Raw genomic sequence first — 24,931 nt, 5'->3', positions numbered from 1 at the left:
GCCTCGCCGATGTTAGTGTGGGGGCTTCCCCATGCGAAAGTAGGTCACCGCCAGGGCCTTATCCCGAAACCCCTTCCACCCACAGGTGGCAGGGGTTTCTTCTTTGCGCGCGAAAAATAAAACCACTAAGCCGCAAAGGGCGCGAAGAAAAGACTGTTATCGAATCACACCTGTTCGTGTCTGATTGGCGATCGGCGCTCAAAAAAGAAGCCGTGTCGACGACACGGCTTCTCGGGTCTCGTTATCAGGGATCGACCTTCCGATCCCGTCGCCGCATTCTTACTTCAGCTGAGCGATATCGCGAACGGCTCCATGTGCGGCGCTGGTCGTCAGTGCCGCATAGGCCTTGAGCGCAGATGAAACGGTGCGCTGGCGTTGTAGTGGCTGCCATGCGTCCTTTCCTTTAGCTTCCATTGTTGCGCGGCGTTTGGCGAGAACCTCATCGGAGACGGCGAGATGGATGCGCCGGTTTGGGATGTCGATCTCTATACGGTCGCCTTCCTCGACAAGTCCGATGGTGCCGCCTTGGGCGGCTTCGGGCGAGGCGTGTCCAATGGAGAGGCCGGATGTGCCGCCGGAGAAGCGTCCGTCCGTGATGAGCGCGCACTGTTTGCCCAGCCCCTTCGATTTTAGATAGCTGGTCGGATAGAGCATTTCTTGCATGCCTGGTCCGCCTTTAGGGCCTTCGTAGCGGATGAGTACGATGTCGCCAGGCAGGATCCGGTCCGAGAGAATGGCGTTGACCGCCGCTTCCTGGCTCTCGCAGATGCGTGCCGGGCCGGCGAAGGTGAGGATCTCGGCGTCCACGCCGGCCGTCTTCACGATACAGCCGTCCTCGGCCAGATTGCCGAAGAGCACGGCGAGGCCGCCGTCACGGCTGTAGGCATGCTCCAAATCGCGGATGCAGCCGGATTCGCGGTCGAGGTCCGCCGTTTTCCATTGCGCGTTCTGGCTGAAAGCCTCCTGAGACGGAACGCCTCCGGGACCGGCGAGGAAGCGTTCCTTGGCGCTCTGGGAATCGGTACGCGCGATATCCCATGCGTCGATGGCGGCACCGATCGAGGTGCTATGCACGCTCCCGCACTCTCGTCGAATGAGTCCGGCGCGATCCAGTTCGCCGAGGATGCCGATGACGCCACCGGCGCGATGCACATCCTCCATGTGATATTTCTGGGTGGCTGGGGCGACCTTGCAGAGGTTCGGCACCTGGCGGCTGAGCCGGTCGATGTCCGACATGGTGAATGGAACCTCGCCCTCGCGTGCTGCGGCGAGGAGGTGGAGCACCGTATTGGTGGATCCCCCCATGGCGATGTCCAGACTCATGGCATTCTCGAATGCCTCGAAGCTTGCGATCGCGCGCGGAAGCACGCTTGCATCCTCTGCCTCGTAGTAGCGCTTGGCGAGCGCGACGATGAGTCGACCGGCCTCCAGGAAGAGATCCTTGCGTGCGGCGTGAGTCGCCAACAGCGAGCCATTTCCTGGCAGACTCAATCCCAGCGCTTCGGTGAGACAGTTCATGGAATTGGCGGTGAACATGCCCGAGCAGGAGCCGCAGGTAGGGCAGGCCGAGCGTTCGAGCTGCGCCACGGAATCGTCGGTTTCGTTCGGGTTGGCAGCGGCGATCATTGCGTCGATCAGGTCGAGATGTTTTTCCCCGTCAGGGCTCAGGACCTTGCCGGCCTCCATCGGGCCGCCGGAGACGAAGACCGTGGGGATGTTGAGCCGTAGCGAGGCCATCAGCATCCCGGGAGTGATCTTGTCGCAGTTTGAGATACAGACCATGGCGTCCGCGCAGTGCGCGTTTACCATGTATTCCACCGAGTCGGCGATGATCTCGCGCGATGGCAGCGAATAGAGCATTCCCTCATGCCCCATGGCGATACCGTCGTCGATGGCGATGGTGTTGAATTCCTTCGCGACGCCTCCCGCAGCCTCGATCTCGCGCGCGACCAGTTGGCCGAGATCCTTCAAGTGAACGTGTCCTGGGACGAACTGAGTGAAGGAATTCACGACCGCGATGATGGGCTTGTCGAAATCCGCATCCGTCATTCCAGTCGCACGCCAAAGGGCGCGCGCGCCTGCCATGTTGCGGCCGTGAGTCGTGGTGCGAGAGCGGTATTGGGGCATGAAAAGGGACCTTTCTTACTCGATTCAATAGGATTGAATTATATGCACGGCGCTAGAGTCGAGTACGGCTCTGACCGGGGCTGTGGGCGACGTTGCCCCGATTGGCGACGTCGGATGCGCCACCGCGTGGCGCGCGAATGAGGTGGCTAGAGAAGAATAGGCTGCATGATCGGACGCGAGGATCCGGTGAGCAAGCGAAATGCGCACGACTCGGTGGGTCGACCGAGGTGAGGCGGTGTGTCGAGGCGTCCCTCACGAAAATTGATGGTGAGCCCCGGCGTCAGGCTGAGGAGCCGTTGGTGTCAGGAGTTCGCGAGTAGCAGAAATTCCAACAGCGCCTTTTGGGCATGGAGACGGTTCTCGGCCTCGTCCCAGACGACCGATTGGGGGCCATCGATGACCGATGCAGTCACTTCCTCGCCGCGATGCGCAGGCAGGCAATGCAGGAAGAGGGCATCCTTGGCTGCGCGCGCCATGACGGTGTCATTGACCTGATAGGTCGCGAATGCCTTCTGGCGGCGAGCCTGTTCTTCTTCCTGACCCATGCTGGCCCAGACATCGGTCGAAATCAGGTGGGCGCCCTCTGCGGCCGCCTCCGGTTCACGGACGATGGTGACACGATCCCCCGCTGGAGCGAGGATATCGGCGCTTGGTTCGAAGCCTTCTGGGCAGGCAACCATGAGCTCGAAGTCGAACAACTGCGCGGCCTCAATGAAAGAGTTGCACATGTTGTTCCCATCGCCGATCCAGGCCACGCGGCGTCCGCGAATATCACCCCGGTGCTCGAAATAGGTCTGCATGTCCGCGAGCAGCTGGCAGGGGTGGAGCCGATCGGTCAGGCCGTTGATGACGGGGACCCGAGAGTAGGCAGCGAAGCGCTCGACCGTCTCCGGATCGAAGGTCCGAATCATGACGGCATCGACCATGCTTGAGATGACGCGTGCGCTATCCTCGATCGGTTCGCCACGACCGAGCTGGGTGTCGCGTGGGGACAGGAAGAGCGCGTGTCCGCCGAGCTGGGCCATTCCGGTCTCGAAGGAGACGCGAGTTCGGGTCGAGGACTTCTCGAAGATCATCGCCAGGGTGCGACGCTGGAAGGGGGCGTACACCTGTCCGGCTTTCAGCATCTGCTTGAGTTCGATGGCGCGCGCGATGAGCGCGCGCGCCTCGTCCGCGCTGACATCGAACAGGCTTAGGAAGTGGCGACAGGAATTGGGCTGGACGTCCATGGAATTCGTGCTCTTCGCTGCGTCCATCCTCAGGACTCGGTCAGAAAATCGCGAACCAGTTCGGTCAGTGTCTGAACGAGTTGGTTGGCCTCGGCCTGTTGCAAAATCAGGGGCGGGAGCAAACGAATGACGCGCTCGGCGGTGACGTTGATCAGCAGTCCTGTGGAGAGCGCCTTCGGTACCAGCTCCGCGCAGGGACGATCCAGCTCGATGCCGAGCATGAGTCCGCATCCACGTATCGCCGTCACGCCCTTGGTTTGCCCCAGCGCCTCTTGGAAGGCGCTCAGCAGATAGTCGCCTTGGAGCGCCGCATTGTCGATCAGTTGATCGGACTCGATCGTTTCCATGACGGTACGTCCGACCCGGCAGACCAACGGATTTCCGCCGAAGGTCGAGCCGTGCGAGCCTGGAGTCAGGACTTCGGCTGCCGGGCCGCGCGCCAGGCAGGCGCCGATCGGGACACCGTTGCCAAGCCCCTTGGCGAGCGTGATGACATCGGGTTGGATGCCGCTGTGCTGGTGTGCGAACAGCTTGCCGGTTCGCCCCATTCCGGTCTGGATCTCGTCGAGGATCAGCAACCAGCCTTCGCGATCGCAGATAGCCCGGAGCTTGGTCAGATAGTCGTCGGCGGGGATATTGATCCCGCCCTCGCCCTGGATGGGCTCGATCAGGATGGCAACGATGTTCTGCCGATTGGCCGAGGCGGTCTCGATCGCCTCGATATCGTCGTAGGGGACCCGCACGAACCCTTGGACCAGGGGCTCGAATCCAGCCTGAACCTTACGGTTTCCGGTCGCCGACAGCGTCGCGAGCGTGCGTCCGTGAAAGCTGTGCTCGGCAACCAGGATCGCCGGGTTCTCAATGCCGCGCCGATGGGCATGCAGCCTTGCGAGCTTGATGGCGGCCTCATTCGCTTCCGCTCCCGAGTTGGAGAAGAAGACGCGATCCATCCCCGCGCGTTCGGTCAGCAGGGCGCCGAGGCGCTCCTGCTCGGCGATCCCGTACAGGTTCGAGGTATGGATCAACTGGCCCGCCTGCTCGCAGATGGCCTGGCGCACTGCGGGGTGGGCGTGGCCCAAACCGCATACGGCGATACCCGAGAGTGCGTCGAGGTAACGCTTCCCGTCAGTATCCCAGAGCCAGACTCCCTCACCGCGCTCAAAGGTGACAGGCAGGCGTTTGTAGGTGGCCATCAAGGGTTCGCTCATGGCGTCGGGGCCCCAATCAAACAGCAATAAGAAATAAAAAAGGCGGTTCCTCCGCAAGGGAAACCGCCTTTGTCGTAAGGCGAAGTGCGAAAATATAACGCTAAGCGTCTAGTTCAGACAAGGCATGAGCACCATAAACCCTTTATTCGCCCACAAATTTTATTTTTACGAGAAGTTTGCCTCGACGAAGGACCAGTCGATCTTGTTCCAGATGCTTTCCAGGTACTTCGGTCGCGCATTGCGATAATCGATGTAGTAGGCGTGCTCCCAGACATCGATCGTCAGCAGGGCTGTCTTGCCCTCGGTCATCGGAGTGCCGGCGTTGGCGGTGTTGAAGATCTCGATCGAGCCGTCCGCGTTCTTGACGAGCCAGGTCCAGCCCGAGCCGAAGTTGGTCGCGGCGGACTGTGAGAACTGTTTTTTGAACTCATCGAAGGAGCCGAACTTGGCGTCGATGGCCGAGGCCAAGGCTCCGCTCGGCGCGCCGCCGCCGTTCGGGCTGAGACACTTCCAGTAGAAGCTGTGGTTCCAGACCTGCGCCGCGTTGTTGAAGAGTCCGCCCGAGGATTTCATGATGATATCCGTCAGGCTCATGGTCTCGAATTCGGTCCCGGCGATCAGGTTGTTCAGGTTGGTGACATAGGTCTGGTGATGCTTGCCGTAGTGATACTCGATGGTCTCGGCCGAGATGACAGGCTCCAAGGCGTTCTTTTCGTAGGGAAGTGCCGGTAGTTCGTGCGCCATGATGTTTTCTCCAATCAATGGTGGTCGGTTGATGTTCAGGTGCGCTCGCAGAGGAGCAATCGATGGGGAGAACATTGGAGCGTTCGTCCGCATCTCAAGCGTCTGTGCGGCCGCAGCCTGTTTGAAGGCTGCCCGCACCATGCGGGCGTGAATGGCGTTTTGCAAGATTGCCGCATCGTCCTCCATGATGCCTCAACCATCGCACCCCCCTTGAGATCAAGGATTTCCGCATGTCAGTGAACCCGATCGAACTTGCCTTGTTTGCCAGCCGCCTGGATGCGGTATGCGATGAGATGGGCGCGGTGCTGCGCCAGGCGGCCTTCTCGCCCAACATCCGGGATCGTCTCGATTACTCCTGTGCGATTTTCGATCGGGAAGGTCGGCTGAGCGCGCAGGCGGCGCACATCCCTGTGCATCTGGGCAGCATGGCCCATGCGATGGCCGAGATCGTCGCCGCCGTCGATTGGGCCGACGGCGACATGCTGGTCTTGAACGACCCCTTTCTGGGTGGAACCCATCTGCCGGACGTGACCCTGATCGCACCCCTGTTCCTGGATGGGCGTTTGATCGCCTTCGTCGCCAATCGCGCCCATCATGCCGATATCGGTGCGGCTTCTCCGGGCTCTATGCCGGTCTCGCGTCGGCTGGAAGATGAGGGGTTGATCCTTCCGCCGACCCGTCTGGTGCGCTCTGGAGCGATCGATGCCGACGTGCTCGATCGCATTCTCGGGGCCACACGCAACCCCGAGGACGCTCGGGGCGATTTTCTGGCCCAGTTGAGCGCCAATCGTGTCGGACTGAGTCGATTGGGCGTCTTGGTCACTGAGTTGGGTGGGTCTGGTTATGCAGCAATTCTCGATGCGCTGAACCACTATGGCGAGCGGCTCGCCCGCAGTGCGCTGACCGCGATTCCTGATGGGGTCTATCGTTTCGAGGATTGGATGGACGACGACGGGCAGGGCGGGGTCGAGATTCCGATCCGGCTGGCGATGCAGGTTTCGGACGGCGAAGTGACGCTCGATTTCAGCGGGACAGCCCCGCAGGTCGAGGGCAACATCAACTGTCCCTTGGCGGTGACGGCCGCCGCCGTGCTGTACGTCTTCCGCTGTCTGATGCCCCGGCAGACGCCGGCCTGCGCGGGAAGTTTCGGCCCCATTCGGTTGCAGGTCCCTCAGGGCTGTTTCCTCAATGCCGGGCGTCCCGCTGCGGTTGCCGCCGGTAACGTCGAGACCAGCTCGCGCGTGGTCGACGTGGTGATGGGGGCGCTGGCCCAGGCCCTGCCCGAGGCGATTCCGGCCGCGAGTCATGGCAGCATGAACAATCTGGCCATGGGGTGCGCAAACCCGGAGAGCGCTTGGGATTACTATGAGACGATCGGCGGCGGCATGGGCGCGGGCGCGCGGGGCGGCGGTTGGAGTGGGGTGCAGACGCATATGACCAATACGCTCAACACCCCGGTCGAGGTGCTCGAATCCCGTTTCCCGCTCCGAGTCGAGCGCTATAGTTTGCGCGCCGGATCCGGTGGGCTGGGTGCTCGCCCCGGCGGCGATGGGCTGATCCGCGCCTTTCGGTTTCTCGCCCCGAGCCAGGTGACCCTGTTGACCGAGCGGCGTCGATTTGCCCCTTGGGGGATCGCTGGCGGTCAATCGGGGTCCAAGGGGCACAATCGGCTCAATGGACAGCCTCTGGCGTCGAAGGTCAGCCTTGGTGTCGAACCCGGCGATTTGATCTGCGTCGAGACCCCCGGTGGCGGGGGCTGGGGCGATCCGGGCTGAACTGAATCATCTGAGTATTAGTGTCGAGCGATCGGTCTCGACAGGCTGCGCGGGCCGGGATGGCTGGCTCGTTGGGAGGTATTGTCTGTGTGTGGTATTTGCGGTGAGTTGCGTTTCGACGGGGCTCCGGCCGAGCTGAGGCGCGTCCAGTCCATGATGGACGCCCTGGTGCGCCGAGGTCCCGATCATGGTGGCAGTTATAGCGACGGGGCGCTCGCCTTCGGTCATCGGCGGCTCTCCATCATCGATCTCTCGATTCGCTCCAATCAGCCGATGGTGGATGCCGAGTTGGGGCTCGCCCTGGTCTTCAACGGCACCATCTACAACTACCGCGATTTGCGCACCGAGTTGAAGGGGCTGGGTTATCACTTCTTCTCCGACGGAGACAGCGAGGTCATCCTCAAGGCCTGGCATGCCTGGGGGCCGGATGCGGTTGAACGTCTGCACGGCATGTTCGCCTTCGCCATCTGGGACGCAGGCCAGCGATCGCTCTTCCTGGCGCGTGACCGCTTCGGTATCAAGCCGCTGTACTGGACACATCAGGGCGGAGTTCTCCGGTTTGCCTCCAGTCCACAGGCACTGCTTGCGGCTGGCGGTGTCGATACCAGTCTCGACCCGGTCGCGCTCCATCATCTGTTCACCCTGCATGCCGTGGTCCCCGCGCCGCGCACTGTTCTCAACGGCATTCGCAAGCTGTCTCCCGGTCATTGGCTGCGCATCGACGCCCAGGGCCAGTTGACCGAGGGCGCCTACTGGCGACTGGAGGCCACTCGCCCCGATTCGCCGCTGAGCGAGTCCGACTGGCTCGACGCGATCCATGCCGCGCTGCGCCATGCCGTGAAAATCCGCAGCGAGGTCGCCGACGTGCCGGTCGGCGTTCTACTGTCGGGGGGGCTGGATTCAAGCCTGCTGGTGGCCTTGCTGGCCGAGGCTGGCGTGTCGGATCTGCACACCTTTTCGGTCGGATTCGAGGACACCCCGGAGGAGGCAGGAAGTGAGTTCCAATACTCCGATCTGGTGGTCGAACGCTACGGCACCAAGCACCACAAGTTCCTGGTCCCCAACGATCAGGTGTTGATGCGTCTTCCCGAGGCGATCGACGCCATGGCCGAGCCCATGTTCGGTCAGGACGCGGTCGCCTTCTATCTGCTCTCCGAGCAGGTGTCGCGCGAGATCAAGGTGGTGCAGTCCGGCCAGGGGGCCGACGAGGTCTTCGGGGGCTATTTCTGGTATCCGCGGATGCAGGCCGAACGCAGCGGTTCGCCCTTGGAGCGGTTCGGTAAGCACTATTTCGATCGCGATCACGACGAATATCTGCGGATGGTGACGGATCCCTACGGTGGAGCCGACCATACCTCGGCGCTGGTCGCCCAGCGTTTCGAGGAGGCCGGGGCCGAGACCTTCATGGATGCCGTTCTACGCCTGGATGTCACCACCCTGATCGTCGACGATCCGGTCAAGCGGGTCGACAACATGACCATGGCTTGGGGTCTGGAGGCACGCGTTCCCTTCCTGGACCATCAGTTGGTCGAGCTGGCCGCGCGCTGTCCGCCGGAGCTCAAACTGCGCGAGGGCGGCAAGTACCCGCTCAAGGCGCTCGCCCGTGGGCTGTTGTCGGATGCCGTGATCGATCGCCCCAAGGGCTATTTCCCCATGCCGGCGCTTAAATATGTGCGCGGTGCGTTCCTGGAACTCATGCGCGATACGCTCGACTCGCGCGCCTGCCGCGAGCGTGGTCTCTATCGACGTGAGTATGTCGACCAGATGCTCGCCGCGCCCGACATGCACCACACTCGGATTCAGGGCAGCAAGTTGTGGCACTTGGCCTTGCTGGAGCTCTGGCTGCAGCGTCATGTCGATGGGGCGAGGTAGCGTTGGCTTGAAATGTTCCGTCGCGTCCCGACTCTCACGCCAAGCTCGGTTATCCATTCAAGGCGAGGTGAGTGATGGACGTATTGGAACGAATCGGCGATCAGGTCAAGAGCAACCCGGTCGTGATTTACATGAAGGGGACGCCGCAGTTTCCCCAATGCGGCTTCTCGATGCGTGCGGCTGCTGCGCTCCAGGAGTGCGGTGTGCCGTTCGCTTATATCAACGTGCTGCAGGATCCCGAGATCTACGAAAACCTGCCGCGTTATGCCGACTGGCCGACCTTTCCGCAGATCTATATTGATGGTGAGTTGGTCGGTGGCTGTGACATCACGTTGGAGCTCCATGCCAGCGGCGAGCTCAAGAGCTTGGCGGAGCAGGCGGCCGCTAAGGGTGAGTCCGCAGGGGCCTGAGCGTCCGCGAGGTCGATCGCTGTCCGTGTCGGTCGAACGCGCCCTTGGGTGCGTTCGGCGTGCGACTTCAATTCGAATCCACGATCATCTCGTTCATTCCTTCCGGTCCGCGCTCCCAGTATTTCACCGGATCCAGCTCGTACCAGCGGTTGACGATGGTACAGAAGAGTCGTGCCGTCTGTTCCGCATCGTAGATGGCTGAATGGGCCTCGCTGTGGAGCCACTGCATGCCGGCCGCCTTCGATGCCTTCGCCAAGACCGTTTGACCGAAGGCGAGTCCGCCCAGGGTCACGGTGTCGAAGACGCTGAATGCATGGAATGGGTTGCGCTTGAACCCGGTTCGCTCCACGGCCGCCTTGACGAAGCCCAGATCGAAATGGGCGTTGTGTCCGACCAGGATGGCCCGGTTGCATCCGGTCGATTTCACCGTGCGACGGATCGGCGTGAGGACTCGGTTGAGGGCATCCTGTTCCGAGACGGCGTCGCGGAAGGGGTGGTCGGGATCGATCCGGTTGAAGGCGAGCGCGCGTGGGTCGATTTCCGAGCCTACGAACGGTAGAACATGGCAGGCCAGTGTCTGTGCCGGTTCGAGCAGGCCATCGGGTCGCATGCGAATGATGACCGCAGCGATTTCAAGGAGTGCGTGGCGCTGCGCATCGAAGCCCGCAGTTTCCACGTCGACGACGACGGGAAGGAAGCCGCGGAAGCGTTGGGCAATGCCGTCAGGGATCAGGTCTTCGTCTCTCATCGCGACAGCATAAGTGGCGAGACGAAGAATGCCAAATAGATCCTGTCCCGTCGGTCGTTCGAACATTGTTGGGAGCGCTGTTGATGGCTTTGCGGTGTGATAGCATGCGCCCAATCCGTCGGGAGGGGCGTTAGGCATGAAGGCTGAAGAGATGCGAGGGGAAAGGCTGACTCGTCTTGGGGCGTTGCTCACGGCCCTGTTGGTGGTCGGCTGTGCCTCGAATCCTGAGCGGGTCGCGGATCCGAGGGATCCACTCGAACCCTACAATCGCGCTGTCTATCGCTTCAACACCGACTTCGACCGTGCCTTCATGCAGCCCGTGGCCAAGGCCTACCAGGCGGTGACGCCCGAGCCGGTCGATCGAGGCGTCACCAACTTCTTCAATAACCTCGCCGACTTGACCTCGGCGGTGAACAATGTCCTGCAGTTCAAGATGTCGCGCGCGGGCAGCGATGTCGGCCGTATTTTCATCAACTCGACGGTCGGCGTGCTGGGATTCGTCGACGTGGCCACCAATGTCGGGCTGCCGAGCTACAAGGAAGATTTCGGTCAGACGCTGGGCTACTGGGGCGTGGAGCCGGGTGCCTATTTCGTGCTGCCGTTCCTGGGGCCCAGTTCGATTCGAGACACCATCGGTTTAGCCGGCGATATCTACACGGATCCCCTGGTCAATGTGCGCGAGGATAAAGTTCGCTGGGGGCTGGTCGGTTTGCGTGTTGTCGATCGACGCGCCGATCTCCTGACCGCCGGTCAGATCCTCGAGGATGCGGCCATCGATCCATACAGCTTCCTTCGTGACGTCTATCTGCAGCGTCGCCTGAGTCTCGTCTACGATGGCAACCCGCCGACGGATGATGGGGAAAACGACTTCTGGAACGACGTCGATTTCGACGCGAAAGAGAAGCCGTCAACGCCTTAGTCGCGCCGAGCGCCTCTTCAGTCGAGGAGGCGCCACCCGATCGATTCTCCTGCCCGTAGCGGAACGACCCGGTTCTCGCCGAAGGCGTAGTCGCTCGGCACCCGCCAGGGTTCGCGGCTCAGCCTGATTTTCGCGCTATTGCGCGGCAGACCATAGAAGTCTGGGCCGTAATGGCTCGCAAATGCCTCCAGCCGCTCAAGTGCCCCCGCCTGCTCGAATGCCTCTGCGTAGAGCTCGATTGCGGCATGGGCGCTGAAGATCCCCGCGCAGCCGCAGCCGCATTCCTTGTCCTGCATCGGATGCGGTGCGCTGTCGGTTCCGAGGAAGAACTTGGGGTTTCCGCTGGTCGCGGCCTCGATCAGGGCGGCGCGGTGCGACTCGCGCTTGAGGACGGGCAGGCAGTAGAAATGCGGACGGATACCGCCGGCCAGGATGGCGTTGCGGTTGTAGAGCAGATGGTGTGGCGTGATGGTGGCGCCGAGTGTGCTGGATCCCTCGCGCACGAAGTCGGCGGCCTCGCGCGTGGTGATGTGCTCGAAGACCACCTTGAGTTCTGGAAAGTCGGCGACGATGCCCGCGAGCCGCTGATCAATGAAGTGCCGCTCACGATCGAAGATGTCCACCTCGGCGTCCGTGACCTCGCCATGCACTAGCAGCGGCAGCCCTTCGCGTTGCATCGCCTCCAATGCCGGATAGACCAGCCTGAGATCGGTGACGCCGCTCTCCGAGTTGGTTGTGGCGCCTGCAGGATAGAGCTTGCAGGCGAAGACGGCACCACTGGCGCGGGCCTCGGAGATCTCGGACGGCGAGGTGCGATCGGTGAGATAGAGCGTCATCAGTGGTTGGAAGTCACTCCCTTCAGGGAGCGCCGCGAGAATGCGTGCGCGGTAGTCGAGCGCCTGCGCCATGGTGACGACCGGGGGGCGCAGGTTGGGCATGATGATGGCGCGGGCGAATTGGCGCGCGCTCAGTCGAACGGCGTGCGCCATCGCGGCTCCGTCGCGGACGTGCAGGTGCCAGTCGTCCGGGCGGGTGATTTCGAGTGTCGTGGTTGGATTCATCGTCTCTGCGGGTCGCGTTCAAAGGACAGGCCGCCCTGTCGAGGGCGGCCTGTGGTCGGTCGTACTGCGGCCTTGATGCCCTGGCCCGGGGGTCTTGCCGATTCAGTTCGCGTTCGGGCCGGCGGCGGTGATGCGCGGGTCGACCTGATCGGAGAACTTGGCGAAGTTGGCGCGGAACATTCCGGCGAGCTTGGCGGCCTGTGCGTCGTAGGCCGCACCGTCCTTCCAGGTGCTGCGCGGATCCAGGATTTCGCTCGGCACCTCGGGGCAGGACTCGGGGATCTGAAGGCCGAAGAAGGGGTCTGGGCGAGTCGGTATGCCGTCGAGTTTGCCGTCCAACACTGCATGGACCATGGCGCGGGTGTGCGGGATTCGGATCCGCTCGCCGACGCCGTAGGGTCCGCCGCTCCAGCCGGTATTGATGAGCCAGACCTGAGTGCCGTGCTCGGCTAACCGTTCGCCGAGCAGTTCGGCATATCGCTGTGGATGCAGTGGCATGAAGGGCGCGCCGTAGCAGGCGCTGAATACCGGAGAAGGTTCGGTGACTCCCTTTTCGGTGCCGGCGACGCGCGCCGTGTAGCCCGAGATGAAGTGATACATGGCCTGCTCCGGCGAGAGCCTGGAGACCGGCGGAAGCACCCCGAAGGCATCGCAGGTCAGGAAAAGGATGGCTGACGGATGTCCGCCGATGCCGGTCTCGCTGGCGTTCGGGATGGCGCTGATGTGGTAGGCACCACGGGTGTTTTCGGTCAGCGAATCGTCGTCCAGGTTGAGGTGGCGATCCTCCGACTCGACCGTGACGTTCTCCAGCACGGTTCCGAAGCGCTGAGTCGTGGCGTAGATCTCGGGCTCGGCGGTGGGCGAGAGTTTGATCATCTTGGCGTAACAGCCACCCTCGAAATTGAAGACGCCGTCGGCGCTCCAACCGTGTTCGTCATCGCCGATGAGTGTACGCGAGGCATCGGCCGAGAGCGTGGTCTTGCCGGTGCCGCTGAGTCCGAAGAAGAGTGCGGTCTGGCCATCTGGGCCGATGTTCGCCGAGCAATGCATCGGCAGCACCCCGCGAAACGGCATCAGATAATTCATCACAGTGAAGAGCGATTTCTTGATCTCGCCGGCATAGCTGGTCCCGCCGATCAGCACCAGACGCTTGGCGAGGTTCAGGATGACGAAGGTCTCGCTGCGGGTGTTGTCCAGGGTCGGGATGGCGTGGAAGCGCGGTACGTCGATGACGGTGAATTCCGGCACGAGCGTTTCCCGTTCCTCGGGGGTTGGTTGGATGAAGAGATTGCGCGCGAACAGGCTGTGCCAGGCGTGCTCCGAGACGACGCGGACCGGCATGCGGTATTTCGGATCGGCGCCGACGAAACAGTCCTGCACATAGACCTCCTTCATCTGCAGATAGGAGGCCAGTCGATGGTGCAGCAGATCGAAATGGGCTTCGTCGATCGGCCGGTTGACCTCCCCCCACCAGATGTGGTCCTTGCTGCTGGGCTCTTCCACGACGAACTTGTCATTCGCCGAGCGACCGGTATGGTGGCCAGTGCGTACGACGAGCGGACCTAGGTGGGACAGGACGCCTTCGCGTGCCCTCAGTGCTTGCTCGTAGAGCGCGGGCGTGGGTAGGTTCCAGTAGACGGTTTCAAGATTGTAGAGGCCGTTTTGGTCGAGGGTGTGTTCGCTGTTCGGACGTCCGGAAACACGCATGGTAGAGACTCCAACGAATTCAGCCTGATGAGGCGAGCGAGTGGTGGCTGAATCGAGACTACACCATAAAGCGGCCTTGCTAAAATAGACAACGAATGCCGACTGTGGGCTGTCGGATTTTTGTCTGCGCCGCGTCAAGAATCGGTGCTTGAGGCGTGGAGCAGGGGCGAAACCGAGCCTGGAAGGCTCGGCTGTTCGGGCATGAATCTATTGCTTGGATGAGGACGCCTTGTCCATGCCTTGATCCGAGTTGTGCGTCTTTCTCTGCGAGGACCGGCAATAGCCGGAGACCTGGGAGCCGTTTTGTTTCTTGTACCCCTTGACCCAGCGGCAGTCCATTTTGCCCTCACAGGTCGGTCGCTCCAGGCCCTTGCAGGCTGAGGCGGCGAAGGCGCTCGGGGCTCCGATGAGTGAGGCGACAAGGATGAGTCGGGTGGCGAGGTCGGGTGGGATTCTGGTCATCGCTATCTCCCTTAACGTGCTCGAACGTACATTAAGTTTTCACGCTGCGTGTTTTATCGCAGCGCTTCGGCAGAAAATAGCGAATAGCGTACACGCAATCAATGGCCGATTAGGCCTTCGTCATCTGGTTTGCCGATCAGGGCTATCTGGAGGGTGTTCGAACGGCCAGGTCCATATAATGTCGATGAATACGCTGAATCTGGGGCTCCAGTGTCTCCGGAGACCCCGCGTTGTCGATGATGTCATCGGCGTTGGCGAGACGCGTGTTGCGAGGGACTTGGGAGGCGATGATGCGTTCGATCTCGGCGACCGTTAGGCCGTTGCGTGTTCGAACCCGTTCGATCTGAACGTCTTCCGGTGCATCGACCACAAGAATACGTTGGGCGAGACGCTGCTGTCCGGTCTCGAACAGGAGGGGGACGACCATCACCGCATAGGGCGTGTCGAGTACCTCCAGGCGTTCGAGCATCATGCGGCGGATGGGTGGGTGCAGAATGGACTCTAGTCGTTTGCGTGCGCTCGGATCGTCGAAGACCCGTTGGCGCAAGGCCGCGCGGTCGAGCCGCCCGTCGGAGTGGAAGACGCCGTCGCCGAACGCCTCGCGGAGATCCGGCAGCATTGGCCCGTCATCCGCAGTGAGCTCGTGCGAGAGTTGGTCGGTGTCGATGACCCCCGCGCCCAACTCGGCCAGACGGTCGGCTACGGTGGTTTTGCCGCTGCCGATGCCGCCCGTCAATGCAATGGTCAGCATGCGTGAGATCTATCCAAGTCCGGTTATTTGCAGGTAGGTTTCATTGATCTGATCGCCCCAGATGAGGCTGATCCAGCCTGCGGTGGCCAAAAAGGGACCGAAGGGAAGCGGCTTTCCGGATTGGTGGCGTCCGAAGGCGATCAGCAGTCCTCCAAGGACGGCGCCCGTCAGTGCAGACAGCAGGACGATCTGGGGCAGATATTGCCAGCCGAGCCAGGCGCCGAAGAGGGCGAGCAGCTTGAAGTCGCCGTATCCCATGCCCTCCTTGCCGGTCGCGAGTCGAAAGAGATGAAAGACGGTCCAGAGGCTCAGATAGCCGGCCACGGCACCGATGATTGCCGACCGGTCGTCGGTGAAGAGATCGAACAGACTCAGGATCAGGCCCAGCCAGACCATGGGCAGGGTGAGCGTGTCCGGGAGCAGTTGGGTGTCCAGATCGATGAAGGCCAACGCGATCAGGGTCCAGGTGAGAACCAAGGCGGCCAGGGTCTGCCAGCCGATCCCGAAATGCAGTACCACGACCAGTGTCAGCAGCGCGGTGAATGCCTCGATCAGCGGATAGCGCGGGCTGATTCGGGTCTTGCAGTCCGAACAGCGGCCACGCAGCAGCAGATAGCTGAGGATCGGAATGTTCTCGTAGGCGCGGATGCGATGTCCGCACGCCGGGCAGGTCGAGGGCGGGCTGGAGAGTGTCAGTTGTTCGTGAGGCTGCGGTGATTCCGCTTCCGTCTCGGCGACGAACTCGGCGCAATCGTGTCGCCAGCCCGCTTCGAGGATGCGTGGCAGACGCAGGATCACCACGTTGAGGAAGCTTCCGAGGATGGCGCCGAGTAGAAGGGCTCCGCCGTGGAGCAGCCAGGGGTGCTGCTCCAGCACCAGAATCAGATCATCGATCGGCATAGCTCAAACGACCGCCGCCAGCTTGAAGATGGGCAGATACATGGCGACCACCAGACTGCCGACCAGCCCGCCGATCACCACCATGATCATGGGTTCGAGCAGGCTGCTCAGGCTGTCGACCGCATTGTCGACCTGCTCCTCGTAGAAGTCGGCGACCTTGCCCAGCATGTCGTCGAGCGCGCCCGATTCTTCGCCGATGGCCGTCATCTGGATCACCATGTGCGGAAAGATGTCGCGTTGTCTCATCGCCAGCTGCAGCGACTGACCGGTCGCCACCTCCTCGCGCATCGTCATGACGGCATCCTGATAGACGATGTTGCCGGTCGCGCCGGCGACCGACTGCAGCGCCTCGACCAGCGGAACGCCGGCGGCGAACATGGTCGAGAGCGTTCGTGCGAAGCGGGCGAGCGCGGCCTTGTTGAGGATGCCGCCGATGACTGGGATCTTGAGGACCGCGCGATCGACGATCTCGCGGAAGCGTCGCGAGCGCTTGAAGCTGTAACTGATCACATAGACCGCACCGCCGATCCCCAGGAAGATCGCCCACCACCAGGCCCTGATGATATCCGAGAGCCCGATCACCATGAGGGTGAAGGCCGGCAGGTCGGCGCCAAAGCTGGTGAAGAGTTCCTTGAACTGGGGAATCACGAACAGCAGGATGACCACGGTCACAATGATGGCGACCGCGATGACCGCTGCCGGATAGAAGAGTGCCTTCTTGACCTTGCCCTTGATGGACTCGGTCTTTTCCTTGTAGATCGCGATCTTGTCGAGCAGGATGTCGAGCACGCCCGCCTGCTCGCCGGCGGCGACCAGGTTGCACACCAGATCGTCGAAATAGAGTGGATACTTGGCCATGGCGGGCGCCATTCCGGTTCCGCTTTCGATGTCGGTTTTGATGGAGAGCAGCAGGTCCTGCATCGAGGGGTTCTCGTGTCCGCGCGCCACGATGTCGAAGGCCTGTACCAGCGGCACGCCGGCTCCCATCATGGTTGCGAGCTGGCGCGTGAAGACGGAAAGGTCGGCGCTCGTGATCTTTTTCTTGCTACTGAACAGTGGCTTGGGCTTCGGCTTGACCTTGGTCGGGTTGACGCCCTGCCGACGCAGATCGGCACGGACCGCGTTGATGCTGGGCGCGCGGGATTCGCCCTTCACGCGGGCACCGCGTCGATCCATGCCCTCCCAGGTGAATACCCGAGCCTTGTCGGCCTGAGCCTTGGCCTTCGGTTTGACCTTGCCTGCCGTTGCCAGCGCCATCGCGATTACTCCGAGCTAGATTATTCCTTGGTGACCCGATTGATCTCTTCCAAGCTGGTGATGCCCGCCTTTACCTTGCGCAGACCTGAACGGCGCAGGTCCGACACGCCCTCGCGTTCCGCCTGTTCGGCCAGCTGCATGGCGTTTCCACCCTCAAGGATCAGGCGTGAGATGTCCTCGGAAACCTCCATCACCTGGAAAATGCCGACCCGCCCGCGGTAACCCTTGGTGCAGTGTTCGCAGCCGACGGGTCCATAGATTTCCAGTCCCTCGTCGATCTCCTCGTCGGTGAATCCTTCCTCGCGCAATGCCTCCCGGGGCAGGTCCACCAGCGCGCGGCAATGGACGCATAGCCGTCTCGTGAGACGCTGGGCCATGATGAGCAGCACCGATGAGGCGATATTGAAGGGCGCAACCCCCATGTTGGCGAGACGCGTCAGTGATTGAGGCGCGTCGTTCGTATGCAGCGTCGATAGCACCAAATGGCCTGTTTGCGCCGCCTTGACGGCGATCTCCGCCGTTTCCAGGTCGCGAATCTCACCCACCATCAGGATGTCCGGGTCTTGGCGCAGGAATGCGCGCAACGCGGCGGCAAAGGTCAGGCCGGTCTTGTTGTTCAGGTTGACCTGATTGATCCCGGCGACCTGGATTTCGACCGGGTCCTCGACCGTGGAGATGTTGACATCTGGTTCGTTGAGAATGTTGAGGGCGGTGTAGAGCGACACCGTCTTGCCCGAGCCGGTCGGTCCAGTGACCAGTATCATGCCATAGGGCTTCTTGATCGCGCTGAGAAACGCCTCACGTTGCTCGGCCTCGAAGCCGAGCGCCTCAATGCCGACCTGTGCCGAGCTGGAGTCCAGAATCCGCAGAACCACCTTCTCGCCGTAGAGCGTCGGCAGTGTATTGACACGGAAATCGATGTCGCGCGTGCGGCTCAGCTTGAGTTTGATGCGTCCGTCCTGGGGGATACGCCGTTCGGCGATGTTCATCCGTGACATGACCTTCAGGCGTGCGGTGAGACGGGTGGCGAGGTTGAGCGGTGGGTTGGCCACTTCGCGCAGCAAGCCATCCTGACGGAAGCGGACGCGAAAGAATTTCTCGAAGGGCTCGAAATGGATGTCCGAGGCACCGGCAGTGATGGCGTCGACCAGGATCTTGTTGACATAACGGACGATGGGCGCGTCGTCGATGTTGGCATCGACGTCCTCGGCGGCCTCCTCGTCGTCTGTGGCGATCTCGAGTTTCTCGAGCTCGGCGTCCATGAAATCGCCGATCGTGGTGGTGTCTTGGGCCTCGATTGCGGTTGCGATGGCGGCATTGAGCTTGTCTTCCTCGACCAGGATGGCATCGATCGCCAGCCCGGTGTTGAAGCGGATCTCCTCCAGCGCCTTATCGTTGGTCGGGTCGGAGACGGCGACGAAGAGCCGATTGCCGCGGCGCATCAGCGGCAGCGCCCGATGCTTGCTGATCAGTCGCTCGTCGACCAGGGTTGTGGGGAGATTGCTCAGATCCAGGGCGGCCAGGTCGAGCAGCGGCACCCCGAATTCGTGCGAGGCCGCAATGGCGATGCGCCGGCTATCCAGCAATCGTTGCTCGACGAGATGACGGACGAAGCCCTTGTTTTGTTGGGCCGCCTCCTCGTAGCTCGCGAGCATCTGCTGCTCGGAGATGAGCTGATCTCTGACCAGCCGCCAGGCGAGGCCGGAAGGTTTGATTGTGCTGGCTTGCTCCGTCGACATTGGCTGCATTTCCCGTCGTGACATCCGCGCATTATCCCTCACCGAGTCCGAGCCGATGCGGTTGGCTTGTGCTCGTGGGGCGAGATGTTCTGCGGCGAGCCAGTCGAGGCGGGGGGGACTGTTGATCGCCAGGCCCAGCTCGCGGATCGATGGCTACCCGATGCGGTTGGTCATTCGAATCTCCTACCGATTCACCGAAAACGCCAATCTGACATTGTTGGCGACCAAGCCGTTGTCCTTCTGCTCGCTCTCGTTCACATAGAACTCGAGGATGGTTTCGCGATTCATGAGCAGGTCCTCCGTAACCTCGTCGGCGAGCTCGTTGGCGTGGCAGAAGACGCTCGTATAGGGCGAAAGTGGCTCTCGCGGGTCGGTAATCCAGAGGTTGGGCGAGATGTCGTTCATGATCCGCAGGAAACCGTAGCCCTTATCCGGGAACCATTTGGTGCAGACGCCGCGGACGCATGAGGACGGCTGCCCCCATTCGTTGCGAGGCTCATAGGCAATCGGCAGCAGGTCCGGTATCAAAAAGCCGGAATAGAAATTGTCGACCTTCTCCTTGAGTCGGCGCGAGACGTTTTTGAAGCCGACCAGTTCGACCCGGCAGCCGGTATTCTGCAGAGCCTCGACCACCTGGAGGAAATCGCCATCGCCTGTGACCAGCAAGACTTGATCGAGCCGATTGACCTGTAGCATGGCATCCACGGCCATGTCCAGATCGGCATTGGCCTTGGTCGTGACGTTGCCGTTTTCGTCCGTGTAACGGCGAACCTCCTTGACGGTGATCTTCCAGCCGAAGTCGCGCACCATCTGCTGATAGGTTTGCGCCTTCTTTTTGTATTCCAGATCCTCCCGCGAGCGTTCCACATCGAACGCCATATAGGTGTTGAGTCGTTGCAGAATGCCGCCTTCGCGCGCCGCGAAATGTCGCAGCACATCGTAGCGCATCTGGTAACCACCGTTGTAGCGGATGTTTTCGGCGTCGACGAAGACGCCTACTCGAAAATTCGCACCCAAACTAAACCTCGTTCATACAGCATTGATTAGCCAAGCGACTGGCCTCTTCAGAGGTCGGTGGTTGGCCGTTGTGGTAGTGAAAATCCGTTATGGATCTCGGGCATCCCTAGTATTTCGACGGTTGGGGCCGGCTGGCGGGAGGGGCGCGGCCTCGACGAAGGACGTGGGGATTAAGAAGGTAGCACAGCGCGGCCTGTGGGGTGGAGCGGGCTGCAGGCACCGGAACGCAGGGAGCGCCCGCCGATCACGTGGATCGGCGGGCATGCGTCTTACGCCTTAGCGATTTGCGCGGTTATCGATCAGATCGTTCACCACGGTCGGATCGGCGAGGGTCGAGGTATCGCCCAGCGAATCGATTTCGTTGGCTGCAATCTTGCGCAGGATGCGGCGCATGATTTTGCCGGAACGCGTCTTCGGCAGGCCAGGTGCCCACTGGATGACATCGACCGTCGCGATCGGGCCGATCTCTCCGCGTACCATGGCGACCAACTCCTTCTTGAGTTCGTCGCTCGGGGCGACGCCGGCCATCGGGGTCACGTAGGCGTAGATGCCCTGACCCTTGAGGTCGTGCGGATAGCCGACGACAGCCGCCTCGGCAACGTGCGGATGCAACACCAACGCGGACTCGATCTCGGCCGTGCCCAGGCGGTGGCCGGAGACGTTGAGCACGTCGTCGATACGCCCGGTGATCCAGTAGTAGCCGTCAGCATCGCGTCGGGCGCCGTCACCGGTGAAGTAGTTCCCGGGGTACTGCTTGAAATAGGTGTCGATGAAGCGCTGATGGTCGCCGTAGACGGTGCGCATCATCGCCGGCCAGGGGTGCGATAGCACCAGCGCACCCTCGCCTGCGCCCTGGATTGGGGTGCCCTCGGCCGGGTCGACCAGCGCGGGAGCGACGCCGAAGAAGGGACGGCTTGCCGAGCCCGGCTTCAGCGGCGTGGCGCCCGGTAGCGGAGTGATGAGATGGCCGCCTGTTTCGGTTTGCCACCAGGTATCGACGATCGGGCAACGCGCATCGCCGACCACGCGGTAGTACCACTCCCAGGCTTCGGGATTGATCGGCTCGCCGACCGAACCCAGGATGCGCAACGATTTGCGCGAGGTCTTCTTGACCGGCTCCTCGCCGGCACGCATCAGCGAGCGGATGGCGGTCGGGGCGGTATAGAAGATGGCGACGTTATGCTTGTCGACGACCTCCCAGAAGCGCGACATGTCCGGATAGTTCGGAATGCCCTCGAACATCAGCGAGGTTGCGCCATTGGCCAGCGGACCATAGACGATGTAGGTGTGTCCCGTGACCCAGCCGACGTCTGCGGTGCACCAATAGACCTCGCCGTCCTGGTAGTCGAAGGTGTATTTGTGGGTCATGGCCGCATAGACCAGATAGCCGCCGGTGGTGTGCAATACACCCTTCGGTTTGCCGGTCGAGCCGGAGGTATAGAGGACGAAGAGCGGATCCTCAGCATCCATGTCCTCGGGCGGGCAGTCGGTGGAGGCGGTGGTCATGGCCTCGTCGTACCAGAGGTCGCGGCCCTCGGTCCATTCGACGCTGCCGCCTGTGCGACGCACGACGACCAGAGTCTCGACGTTGGGGCATTCCTGCAGCGCGACGTCGGCGTTCTTCTTGAGCGGGATGTGACGTCCTCCGCGCACGCTCTCGTCGGAGGTGATGACCAGCTTGCACTCGGAGTCGAGCACGCGGTCGCGCAACGAATCGGGCGAGAAGCCGCCGAAGACGATGGAGTGCACCGCGCCGATGCGGGTGCAGGCCAGCATGGCGACCGTCGCCTCGGGGATCATCGGCAGATAGATGCACACGCGGTCGCCCTTCTGGACGCCGCGTGCCTTGAAGACGTTTGCCAGCTTGCAGACCTCCGCGTGCAGCTCGCGGTAGGTGATCTTACGGTCCTCGTTCGGGTTGTCGCCTTCCCAGATGATGGCCACCTGATCGCCACGGGTCTCCAGGTGGCGGTCCAGGCAGTTGTAGGAGACGTTCAGCTTGCCGCCGTCGAACCACTTGACGTACAGATTATCCGGGTTGAAGCTGTAGTCGAGCACGCGGTCCCATTTCTTGCTCCAGGTGACGAACTGCTCCGCCTGTTCCGCCCAGAAACCCTCGGGATCATCGACTGAACGCTGGTACATCGCCGCATACTGCTCGGCATTGACGTGGGTCTTCGCGGCGATTTCCGCTGGTACTGCATAGACCTTTTCTTCTGACATAAGTGTCATCTCCTCAGCTCTGGGTTGTCATGTGATCGGCGCCAGCAGACCCATTCTATTGTTCAGGTGTGATTGTGCGCTGGCTGCGGGTGATAGCGAATAGTAAACCGGCAAACGCAAAAGTATCTAGCCGTGAACCATCTCGTTTAGGGGTTTCTACCTATTATTAACAGAGAAATTCGGCGAGTTTCAGATTTTTTCCATCATCGCGATAGGCGGCCTGGGCAAGGAAAAGCTCGGCTGCAGCGATCGCGTCGCTCAGCGCATTATGGGCGCTGTAACGGGGCAGGTTATAGCGGTGCCCCAGCGCATGGAGGCGCAGGTCGGATGGTTTGAATGGAATCTGGCGCCGCTCGAAGGTCCGGAAGGCCAATTCCTGGGTGTCGATTACCGGCATCAGCAGACCCTTTCCCCAGCATTCCTTGCAGGCCTTCGACAGAAAACTCTCCTCGATGTGGGCGTGGTGGGCGATCATCACCTTCCCAGCCAAATGTTCGAGCATTTCTTCCATGACCTCGGCGAGTTCCTGTCCCCGTGCCGATTGATCGTCGGTGATCTGGTGTATTACGGCGCTTGCCTCCGGGATGGCGCGATCGATCCGCACCACCCGGTGGCATGCGGTCGAGAGATCGACCTGGATGCCGCGCACGGTCACATAGCCGACGCTGAGAATCAGGTCGCGTTTGCAGTCGAGACCGGTCGTCTCCAGGTCGATCGCCAGATATTCGACGTCACGGTAATCCCGGTTGGCGAGCGGGAAGGGGTGCTCCAGATAGCCGCGCAGCGGTCCCCGAGGGGCGGTGCGCAGACGCCAGCGTCTTCGCCAGTCGATGAATAGTGGCATCAATGGGACTCGGTAACGGGCGGCGTTAGGCGAAGCGCCCGGTTTGATGCCGTTGTCCGAGCGACTCCTGCATGGTGTTGATATAGAGGAAAACGTCCTTCAGGTGTCCGCGCTCCAAGGGCGACAGCTCGTCCGGTGCCAGGAAGTTGTTTGCCTTGCCCCCCTGGCGCAGCTGACGCGCCTGGTGGCGCATGCGCAGCGTGCCGATGAACTCGAAGGCGTCGATCAGATTTGCGGCGCCGTCCTTGCTCAATGCCCCGCATTCGGCGGCCGCTTGCAGACGCTCGATGGTATTGGTCTCGCTCAGCCCCGCCGAGAGCGAATAGACCCGAGCCAGATCGATGATGGGGACGGTGCCGCGATGCTTGATATCGAAGGTGTGGTCGTGATCGCCGCCGTGGATCAGCACGATATTGCGGAAGAATCCGAGTGGTGGACGATTCTTGAGCGCGTTGGCCGCCATGTAGGCGATGAAGATGCGGTTGGTGCGCGAGCGTTGCAGAACGCGCTCCTGCAACTCGCCGAAGAGGTGCTCTGGATCGTGGACCGGACGCAGGTCGAAGAAGACGCTCGACAGCATGAGCGCCATGGGTTCCGGTTTGAGGATCCAGTTGACGAAATATTTGTTCCAGATGTGCAGCGGCTGGCGCCATTTGGGGTTGGAGGCCATCACATCGCCCGGACAGTAGATGAAGCCACAGTCGTTGAGCCCGTCGTTGACGAATTTGGCGAGGGCGCTGAAATAGGGCTCGTGCTCGGGTTTGGCCAGGTCCGAGAGGAGCAGGGCGTTGTCCTGATCCGAATGGGACGACTGCTCGCGTCGGGCCTGGGACCCGCCGACCAGCCAGGCGTAGGGCACGGGCGGCGCGCCCAGATCGGCCTCGGCCAGCTCGATCAGTCGCAGCGTGATGGCATCGGTGATGGCGCTGACGGCCTGTCCCACATGATTCGAGGTGGCGCCGGCCGTGACCAGATGGACCTGTAGCTCGGGCACCTTGGAGCTGATGTGCACCAGTGTCTCGACCGAGTCGGCGCGATGTATATCGCCCACCAGATAGACCGAATTGGCGCTCTGGAAGCGAGTCAGATCCGTGGAGGACAGAAGTCCGGCAACCCGCTTGTCGTCGTCCAGAACCGGTAGGTGGTGGACGTTGAGCCGTGTCATGGTGATGAGCGCCTGGAAGCCCAGCGTCTCCATGTCCACGCTGGTCAGCTCTGAAGTCATGATGTCGCGCACCGGACGATCCGTTGGCAGTCCGGCGGCGACGCAGCGGTTGCGCAGATCCCGGTCCGTGATCATGCCCGCCAGCCGTTCGTCTTCCATGACCAGGAGCGAGGAGACATGGTGTTCGGACATGATCGTGGCCGCTTCGCGGATGCTGGTGTCCGGATGCGTGGTAATGGGCGCGCGATTGATCATGTCGCGCACCTTGACCGTCATGAGTCCGGTGCCTGCCGGAGGGGTCTCGATCATCACGTCCAGCGCCTTGCGCAGACGGTTCGAGATGGACTGCTCGAAATGCTCGGCGAAGGCGGTGTGCTCGCGCCTCAGCTGGGTCAGTTCGTCGCAGGGCAGTGCATAGACGAGCGTGTCCTCGACGGGGCTGGCCTGATAGTCGACCTCATCGCGATTCGCGTGGCAGTGGATGTCGCAGAGGTCGCCCTCCGCCAGCTTGCCAATCAGCTCTCCCTGCAGGTCGTGCAGCTCGATCGCGCCCTTGCGCAGGATGTAGAGACACGCCGGAGTTTCGTCCTCGGGTGGGAAGTCGCTTCCGCGCCGGAAATAGCGGATCGAGAGCCGTTTCGGGAGGCGCGCGAGCGTCTCCTCGGGTAGCTGATCGAAGGGAGGGTGGCTGGCCAGGAATTCCTGGATCTCGATCAGTTCGATATCCATCGCGATAGACCCTGTCGTTGCTGTCAAGAAACCTGAAACTGCAG

At 61.8% G+C, this 24,931-nt stretch carries 20 protein-coding genes; 4 read left to right on the top strand and 16 right to left on the bottom strand.

The window, feature by feature from the left end:
- Positions 1-279 precede the first annotated feature (279 nt).
- From ilvD to THIDRDRAFT_RS16970, 4 genes are all read right to left on the bottom strand, one after another.
- Positions 280-2,127: a dihydroxy-acid dehydratase gene (ilvD, locus tag THIDRDRAFT_RS16985; RefSeq protein ID WP_007042122.1), complete on the bottom strand. Its 1,848-nt coding sequence runs from the start codon at positions 2,125-2,127 to the stop codon at positions 280-282.
- A 302-nt stretch (positions 2,128-2,429) separates the two neighbouring features.
- Complete coding sequence (gene argF, locus THIDRDRAFT_RS16980; protein ID WP_007042121.1) at positions 2,430-3,383, bottom strand: ornithine carbamoyltransferase; 954 nt, start codon at positions 3,381-3,383, stop codon at positions 2,430-2,432.
- A 2-nt stretch (positions 3,384-3,385) separates the two neighbouring features.
- Entirely contained in the window at positions 3,386-4,564 is a 1,179-nt protein-coding gene (locus tag THIDRDRAFT_RS16975; RefSeq protein WP_040845184.1) for an aspartate aminotransferase family protein, read from the bottom strand.
- 165 nt (positions 4,565-4,729) lie between these two features.
- Complete coding sequence (locus THIDRDRAFT_RS16970) at positions 4,730-5,308, bottom strand: superoxide dismutase (protein ID WP_007042119.1); 579 nt, start codon at positions 5,306-5,308, stop codon at positions 4,730-4,732.
- Positions 5,309-5,538: 230 nt separating this feature from the next.
- On the opposite strand from THIDRDRAFT_RS16970, the gene THIDRDRAFT_RS16965 reads away from it, so the two are divergent.
- The 3 genes from THIDRDRAFT_RS16965 to grxD all read left to right on the top strand — a co-directional run bounded on the left by THIDRDRAFT_RS16965 (position 5,539) and on the right by grxD (position 9,365).
- Positions 5,539-7,083 (top strand): hydantoinase B/oxoprolinase family protein, encoded by a 1,545-nt coding sequence (locus THIDRDRAFT_RS16965; protein ID WP_007042118.1) that lies wholly within the window; start codon positions 5,539-5,541, stop codon positions 7,081-7,083.
- A gap of 87 nt (positions 7,084-7,170) precedes the next feature.
- Entirely contained in the window at positions 7,171-8,955 is a 1,785-nt protein-coding gene (locus THIDRDRAFT_RS16960; RefSeq protein WP_007042117.1) for an N-acetylglutaminylglutamine amidotransferase, read from the top strand.
- Between the two features lie 74 nt (positions 8,956-9,029).
- The gene (gene grxD / locus THIDRDRAFT_RS16955) at positions 9,030-9,365 is read left to right on the top strand and encodes a Grx4 family monothiol glutaredoxin (protein ID WP_007042116.1); all 336 of its coding nucleotides are present in this window, start codon (positions 9,030-9,032) and stop codon (positions 9,363-9,365) included.
- 67 nt (positions 9,366-9,432) lie between these two features.
- Here the strand turns inward: grxD and rnt are convergent, their stop codons facing one another.
- Positions 9,433-10,113 carry a ribonuclease T gene (gene rnt, locus THIDRDRAFT_RS16950; RefSeq protein ID WP_040845197.1) on the bottom strand — a complete coding sequence of 227 codons (681 nt, stop codon included), beginning with the start codon at positions 10,111-10,113 and terminating at the stop codon, positions 9,433-9,435.
- A 136-nt stretch (positions 10,114-10,249) separates the two neighbouring features.
- On the opposite strand from rnt, the gene THIDRDRAFT_RS16945 reads away from it, so the two are divergent.
- Positions 10,250-11,032: an MlaA family lipoprotein gene (locus THIDRDRAFT_RS16945; RefSeq protein WP_007042114.1), complete on the top strand. Its 783-nt coding sequence runs from the start codon at positions 10,250-10,252 to the stop codon at positions 11,030-11,032.
- 17 nt (positions 11,033-11,049) lie between these two features.
- On the opposite strand, the gene pyrC is transcribed toward THIDRDRAFT_RS16945, so the two are convergent.
- The 11 genes from pyrC to THIDRDRAFT_RS16890 all read right to left on the bottom strand — a co-directional run bounded on the left by pyrC (position 11,050) and on the right by THIDRDRAFT_RS16890 (position 24,887).
- Positions 11,050-12,093: a dihydroorotase gene (gene pyrC, locus THIDRDRAFT_RS16940; protein WP_007042113.1), complete on the bottom strand. Its 1,044-nt coding sequence runs from the start codon at positions 12,091-12,093 to the stop codon at positions 11,050-11,052.
- A gap of 102 nt (positions 12,094-12,195) precedes the next feature.
- Positions 12,196-13,800, bottom strand: coding sequence for a phosphoenolpyruvate carboxykinase (locus tag THIDRDRAFT_RS16935; protein ID WP_007042112.1), 1,605 nt, complete (start codon positions 13,798-13,800; stop codon positions 12,196-12,198).
- Between the two features lie 207 nt (positions 13,801-14,007).
- Complete coding sequence (locus THIDRDRAFT_RS16930) at positions 14,008-14,262, bottom strand: hypothetical protein (protein ID WP_007042111.1); 255 nt, start codon at positions 14,260-14,262, stop codon at positions 14,008-14,010.
- 142 nt (positions 14,263-14,404) lie between these two features.
- Positions 14,405-15,013 carry a dephospho-CoA kinase gene (gene coaE / locus THIDRDRAFT_RS16925; RefSeq protein ID WP_007042110.1) on the bottom strand — a complete coding sequence of 203 codons (609 nt, stop codon included), beginning with the start codon at positions 15,011-15,013 and terminating at the stop codon, positions 14,405-14,407.
- Positions 15,014-15,022: 9 nt separating this feature from the next.
- Entirely contained in the window at positions 15,023-15,913 is an 891-nt protein-coding gene (locus THIDRDRAFT_RS16920) for a prepilin peptidase (RefSeq protein WP_007042109.1), read from the bottom strand.
- A gap of 3 nt (positions 15,914-15,916) precedes the next feature.
- Positions 15,917-17,170 (bottom strand): type II secretion system F family protein, encoded by a 1,254-nt coding sequence (locus THIDRDRAFT_RS16915; protein WP_007042108.1) that lies wholly within the window; start codon positions 17,168-17,170, stop codon positions 15,917-15,919.
- A gap of 20 nt (positions 17,171-17,190) precedes the next feature.
- The gene (gene pilB / locus THIDRDRAFT_RS16910; RefSeq protein WP_007042107.1) at positions 17,191-18,909 is read right to left on the bottom strand and encodes a type IV-A pilus assembly ATPase PilB; all 1,719 of its coding nucleotides are present in this window, start codon (positions 18,907-18,909) and stop codon (positions 17,191-17,193) included.
- Positions 18,910-19,092: 183 nt separating this feature from the next.
- Positions 19,093-19,926: a LabA-like NYN domain-containing protein gene (locus THIDRDRAFT_RS16905; protein ID WP_007042106.1), complete on the bottom strand. Its 834-nt coding sequence runs from the start codon at positions 19,924-19,926 to the stop codon at positions 19,093-19,095.
- 276 nt (positions 19,927-20,202) lie between these two features.
- Positions 20,203-22,149 (bottom strand): acetate--CoA ligase, encoded by a 1,947-nt coding sequence (gene acs / locus THIDRDRAFT_RS16900; protein WP_007042105.1) that lies wholly within the window; start codon positions 22,147-22,149, stop codon positions 20,203-20,205.
- Between the two features lie 166 nt (positions 22,150-22,315).
- Positions 22,316-22,993 carry an exonuclease domain-containing protein gene (locus THIDRDRAFT_RS16895; protein WP_007042104.1) on the bottom strand — a complete coding sequence of 226 codons (678 nt, stop codon included), beginning with the start codon at positions 22,991-22,993 and terminating at the stop codon, positions 22,316-22,318.
- A gap of 25 nt (positions 22,994-23,018) precedes the next feature.
- Positions 23,019-24,887 (bottom strand): putative nucleotidyltransferase substrate binding domain-containing protein, encoded by a 1,869-nt coding sequence (locus tag THIDRDRAFT_RS16890; protein WP_007042103.1) that lies wholly within the window; start codon positions 24,885-24,887, stop codon positions 23,019-23,021.
- Positions 24,888-24,931 lie beyond the last annotated feature (44 nt).

The organism is Thiorhodococcus drewsii AZ1, from assembly GCF_000224065.1.
Taxonomy (GTDB): domain Bacteria; phylum Pseudomonadota; class Gammaproteobacteria; order Chromatiales; family Chromatiaceae; genus Imhoffiella; species Imhoffiella drewsii.
Note: the sequence above shows the minus strand (reverse complement) of the source record. Positions and strands in the feature narration are given on the sequence as shown.

What these genes read in the sequence shown, in the direction of transcription:
- ilvD (WP_007042122.1), bottom strand. Translation starts at nt 2,127, where the DNA reads ATGCCCCAATACCGCTCTCGCACCACGACTCACGGCCGCAACATGGCA.
- argF (WP_007042121.1), bottom strand. Translation starts at nt 3,383, where the DNA reads ATGGACGCAGCGAAGAGCACGAATTCCATGGACGTCCAGCCCAATTCC.
- THIDRDRAFT_RS16975 (WP_040845184.1), bottom strand. Translation starts at nt 4,564, where the DNA reads ATGAGCGAACCCTTGATGGCCACCTACAAACGCCTGCCTGTCACCTTT.
- THIDRDRAFT_RS16970 (WP_007042119.1), bottom strand. Translation starts at nt 5,308, where the DNA reads ATGGCGCACGAACTACCGGCACTTCCCTACGAAAAGAACGCCTTGGAG.
- THIDRDRAFT_RS16965 (WP_007042118.1), top strand. Translation starts at nt 5,539, where the DNA reads ATGTCAGTGAACCCGATCGAACTTGCCTTGTTTGCCAGCCGCCTGGAT.
- grxD (WP_007042116.1), top strand. Translation starts at nt 9,030, where the DNA reads ATGGACGTATTGGAACGAATCGGCGATCAGGTCAAGAGCAACCCGGTC.
- rnt (WP_040845197.1), bottom strand. Translation starts at nt 10,113, where the DNA reads ATGAGAGACGAAGACCTGATCCCTGACGGCATTGCCCAACGCTTCCGC.
- THIDRDRAFT_RS16945 (WP_007042114.1), top strand. Translation starts at nt 10,250, where the DNA reads ATGAAGGCTGAAGAGATGCGAGGGGAAAGGCTGACTCGTCTTGGGGCG.
- pyrC (WP_007042113.1), bottom strand. Translation starts at nt 12,093, where the DNA reads ATGAATCCAACCACGACACTCGAAATCACCCGCCCGGACGACTGGCAC.
- THIDRDRAFT_RS16935 (WP_007042112.1), bottom strand. Translation starts at nt 13,800, where the DNA reads ATGCGTGTTTCCGGACGTCCGAACAGCGAACACACCCTCGACCAAAAC.
- THIDRDRAFT_RS16930 (WP_007042111.1), bottom strand. Translation starts at nt 14,262, where the DNA reads ATGACCAGAATCCCACCCGACCTCGCCACCCGACTCATCCTTGTCGCC.
- coaE (WP_007042110.1), bottom strand. Translation starts at nt 15,013, where the DNA reads ATGCTGACCATTGCATTGACGGGCGGCATCGGCAGCGGCAAAACCACC.
- THIDRDRAFT_RS16920 (WP_007042109.1), bottom strand. Translation starts at nt 15,913, where the DNA reads ATGCCGATCGATGATCTGATTCTGGTGCTGGAGCAGCACCCCTGGCTG.
- THIDRDRAFT_RS16915 (WP_007042108.1), bottom strand. Translation starts at nt 17,170, where the DNA reads ATGGCGCTGGCAACGGCAGGCAAGGTCAAACCGAAGGCCAAGGCTCAG.
- pilB (WP_007042107.1), bottom strand. Translation starts at nt 18,909, where the DNA reads ATGTCGACGGAGCAAGCCAGCACAATCAAACCTTCCGGCCTCGCCTGG.
- acs (WP_007042105.1), bottom strand. Translation starts at nt 22,149, where the DNA reads ATGTCAGAAGAAAAGGTCTATGCAGTACCAGCGGAAATCGCCGCGAAG.
- THIDRDRAFT_RS16895 (WP_007042104.1), bottom strand. Translation starts at nt 22,993, where the DNA reads ATGCCACTATTCATCGACTGGCGAAGACGCTGGCGTCTGCGCACCGCC.
- THIDRDRAFT_RS16890 (WP_007042103.1), bottom strand. Translation starts at nt 24,887, where the DNA reads ATGGATATCGAACTGATCGAGATCCAGGAATTCCTGGCCAGCCACCCT.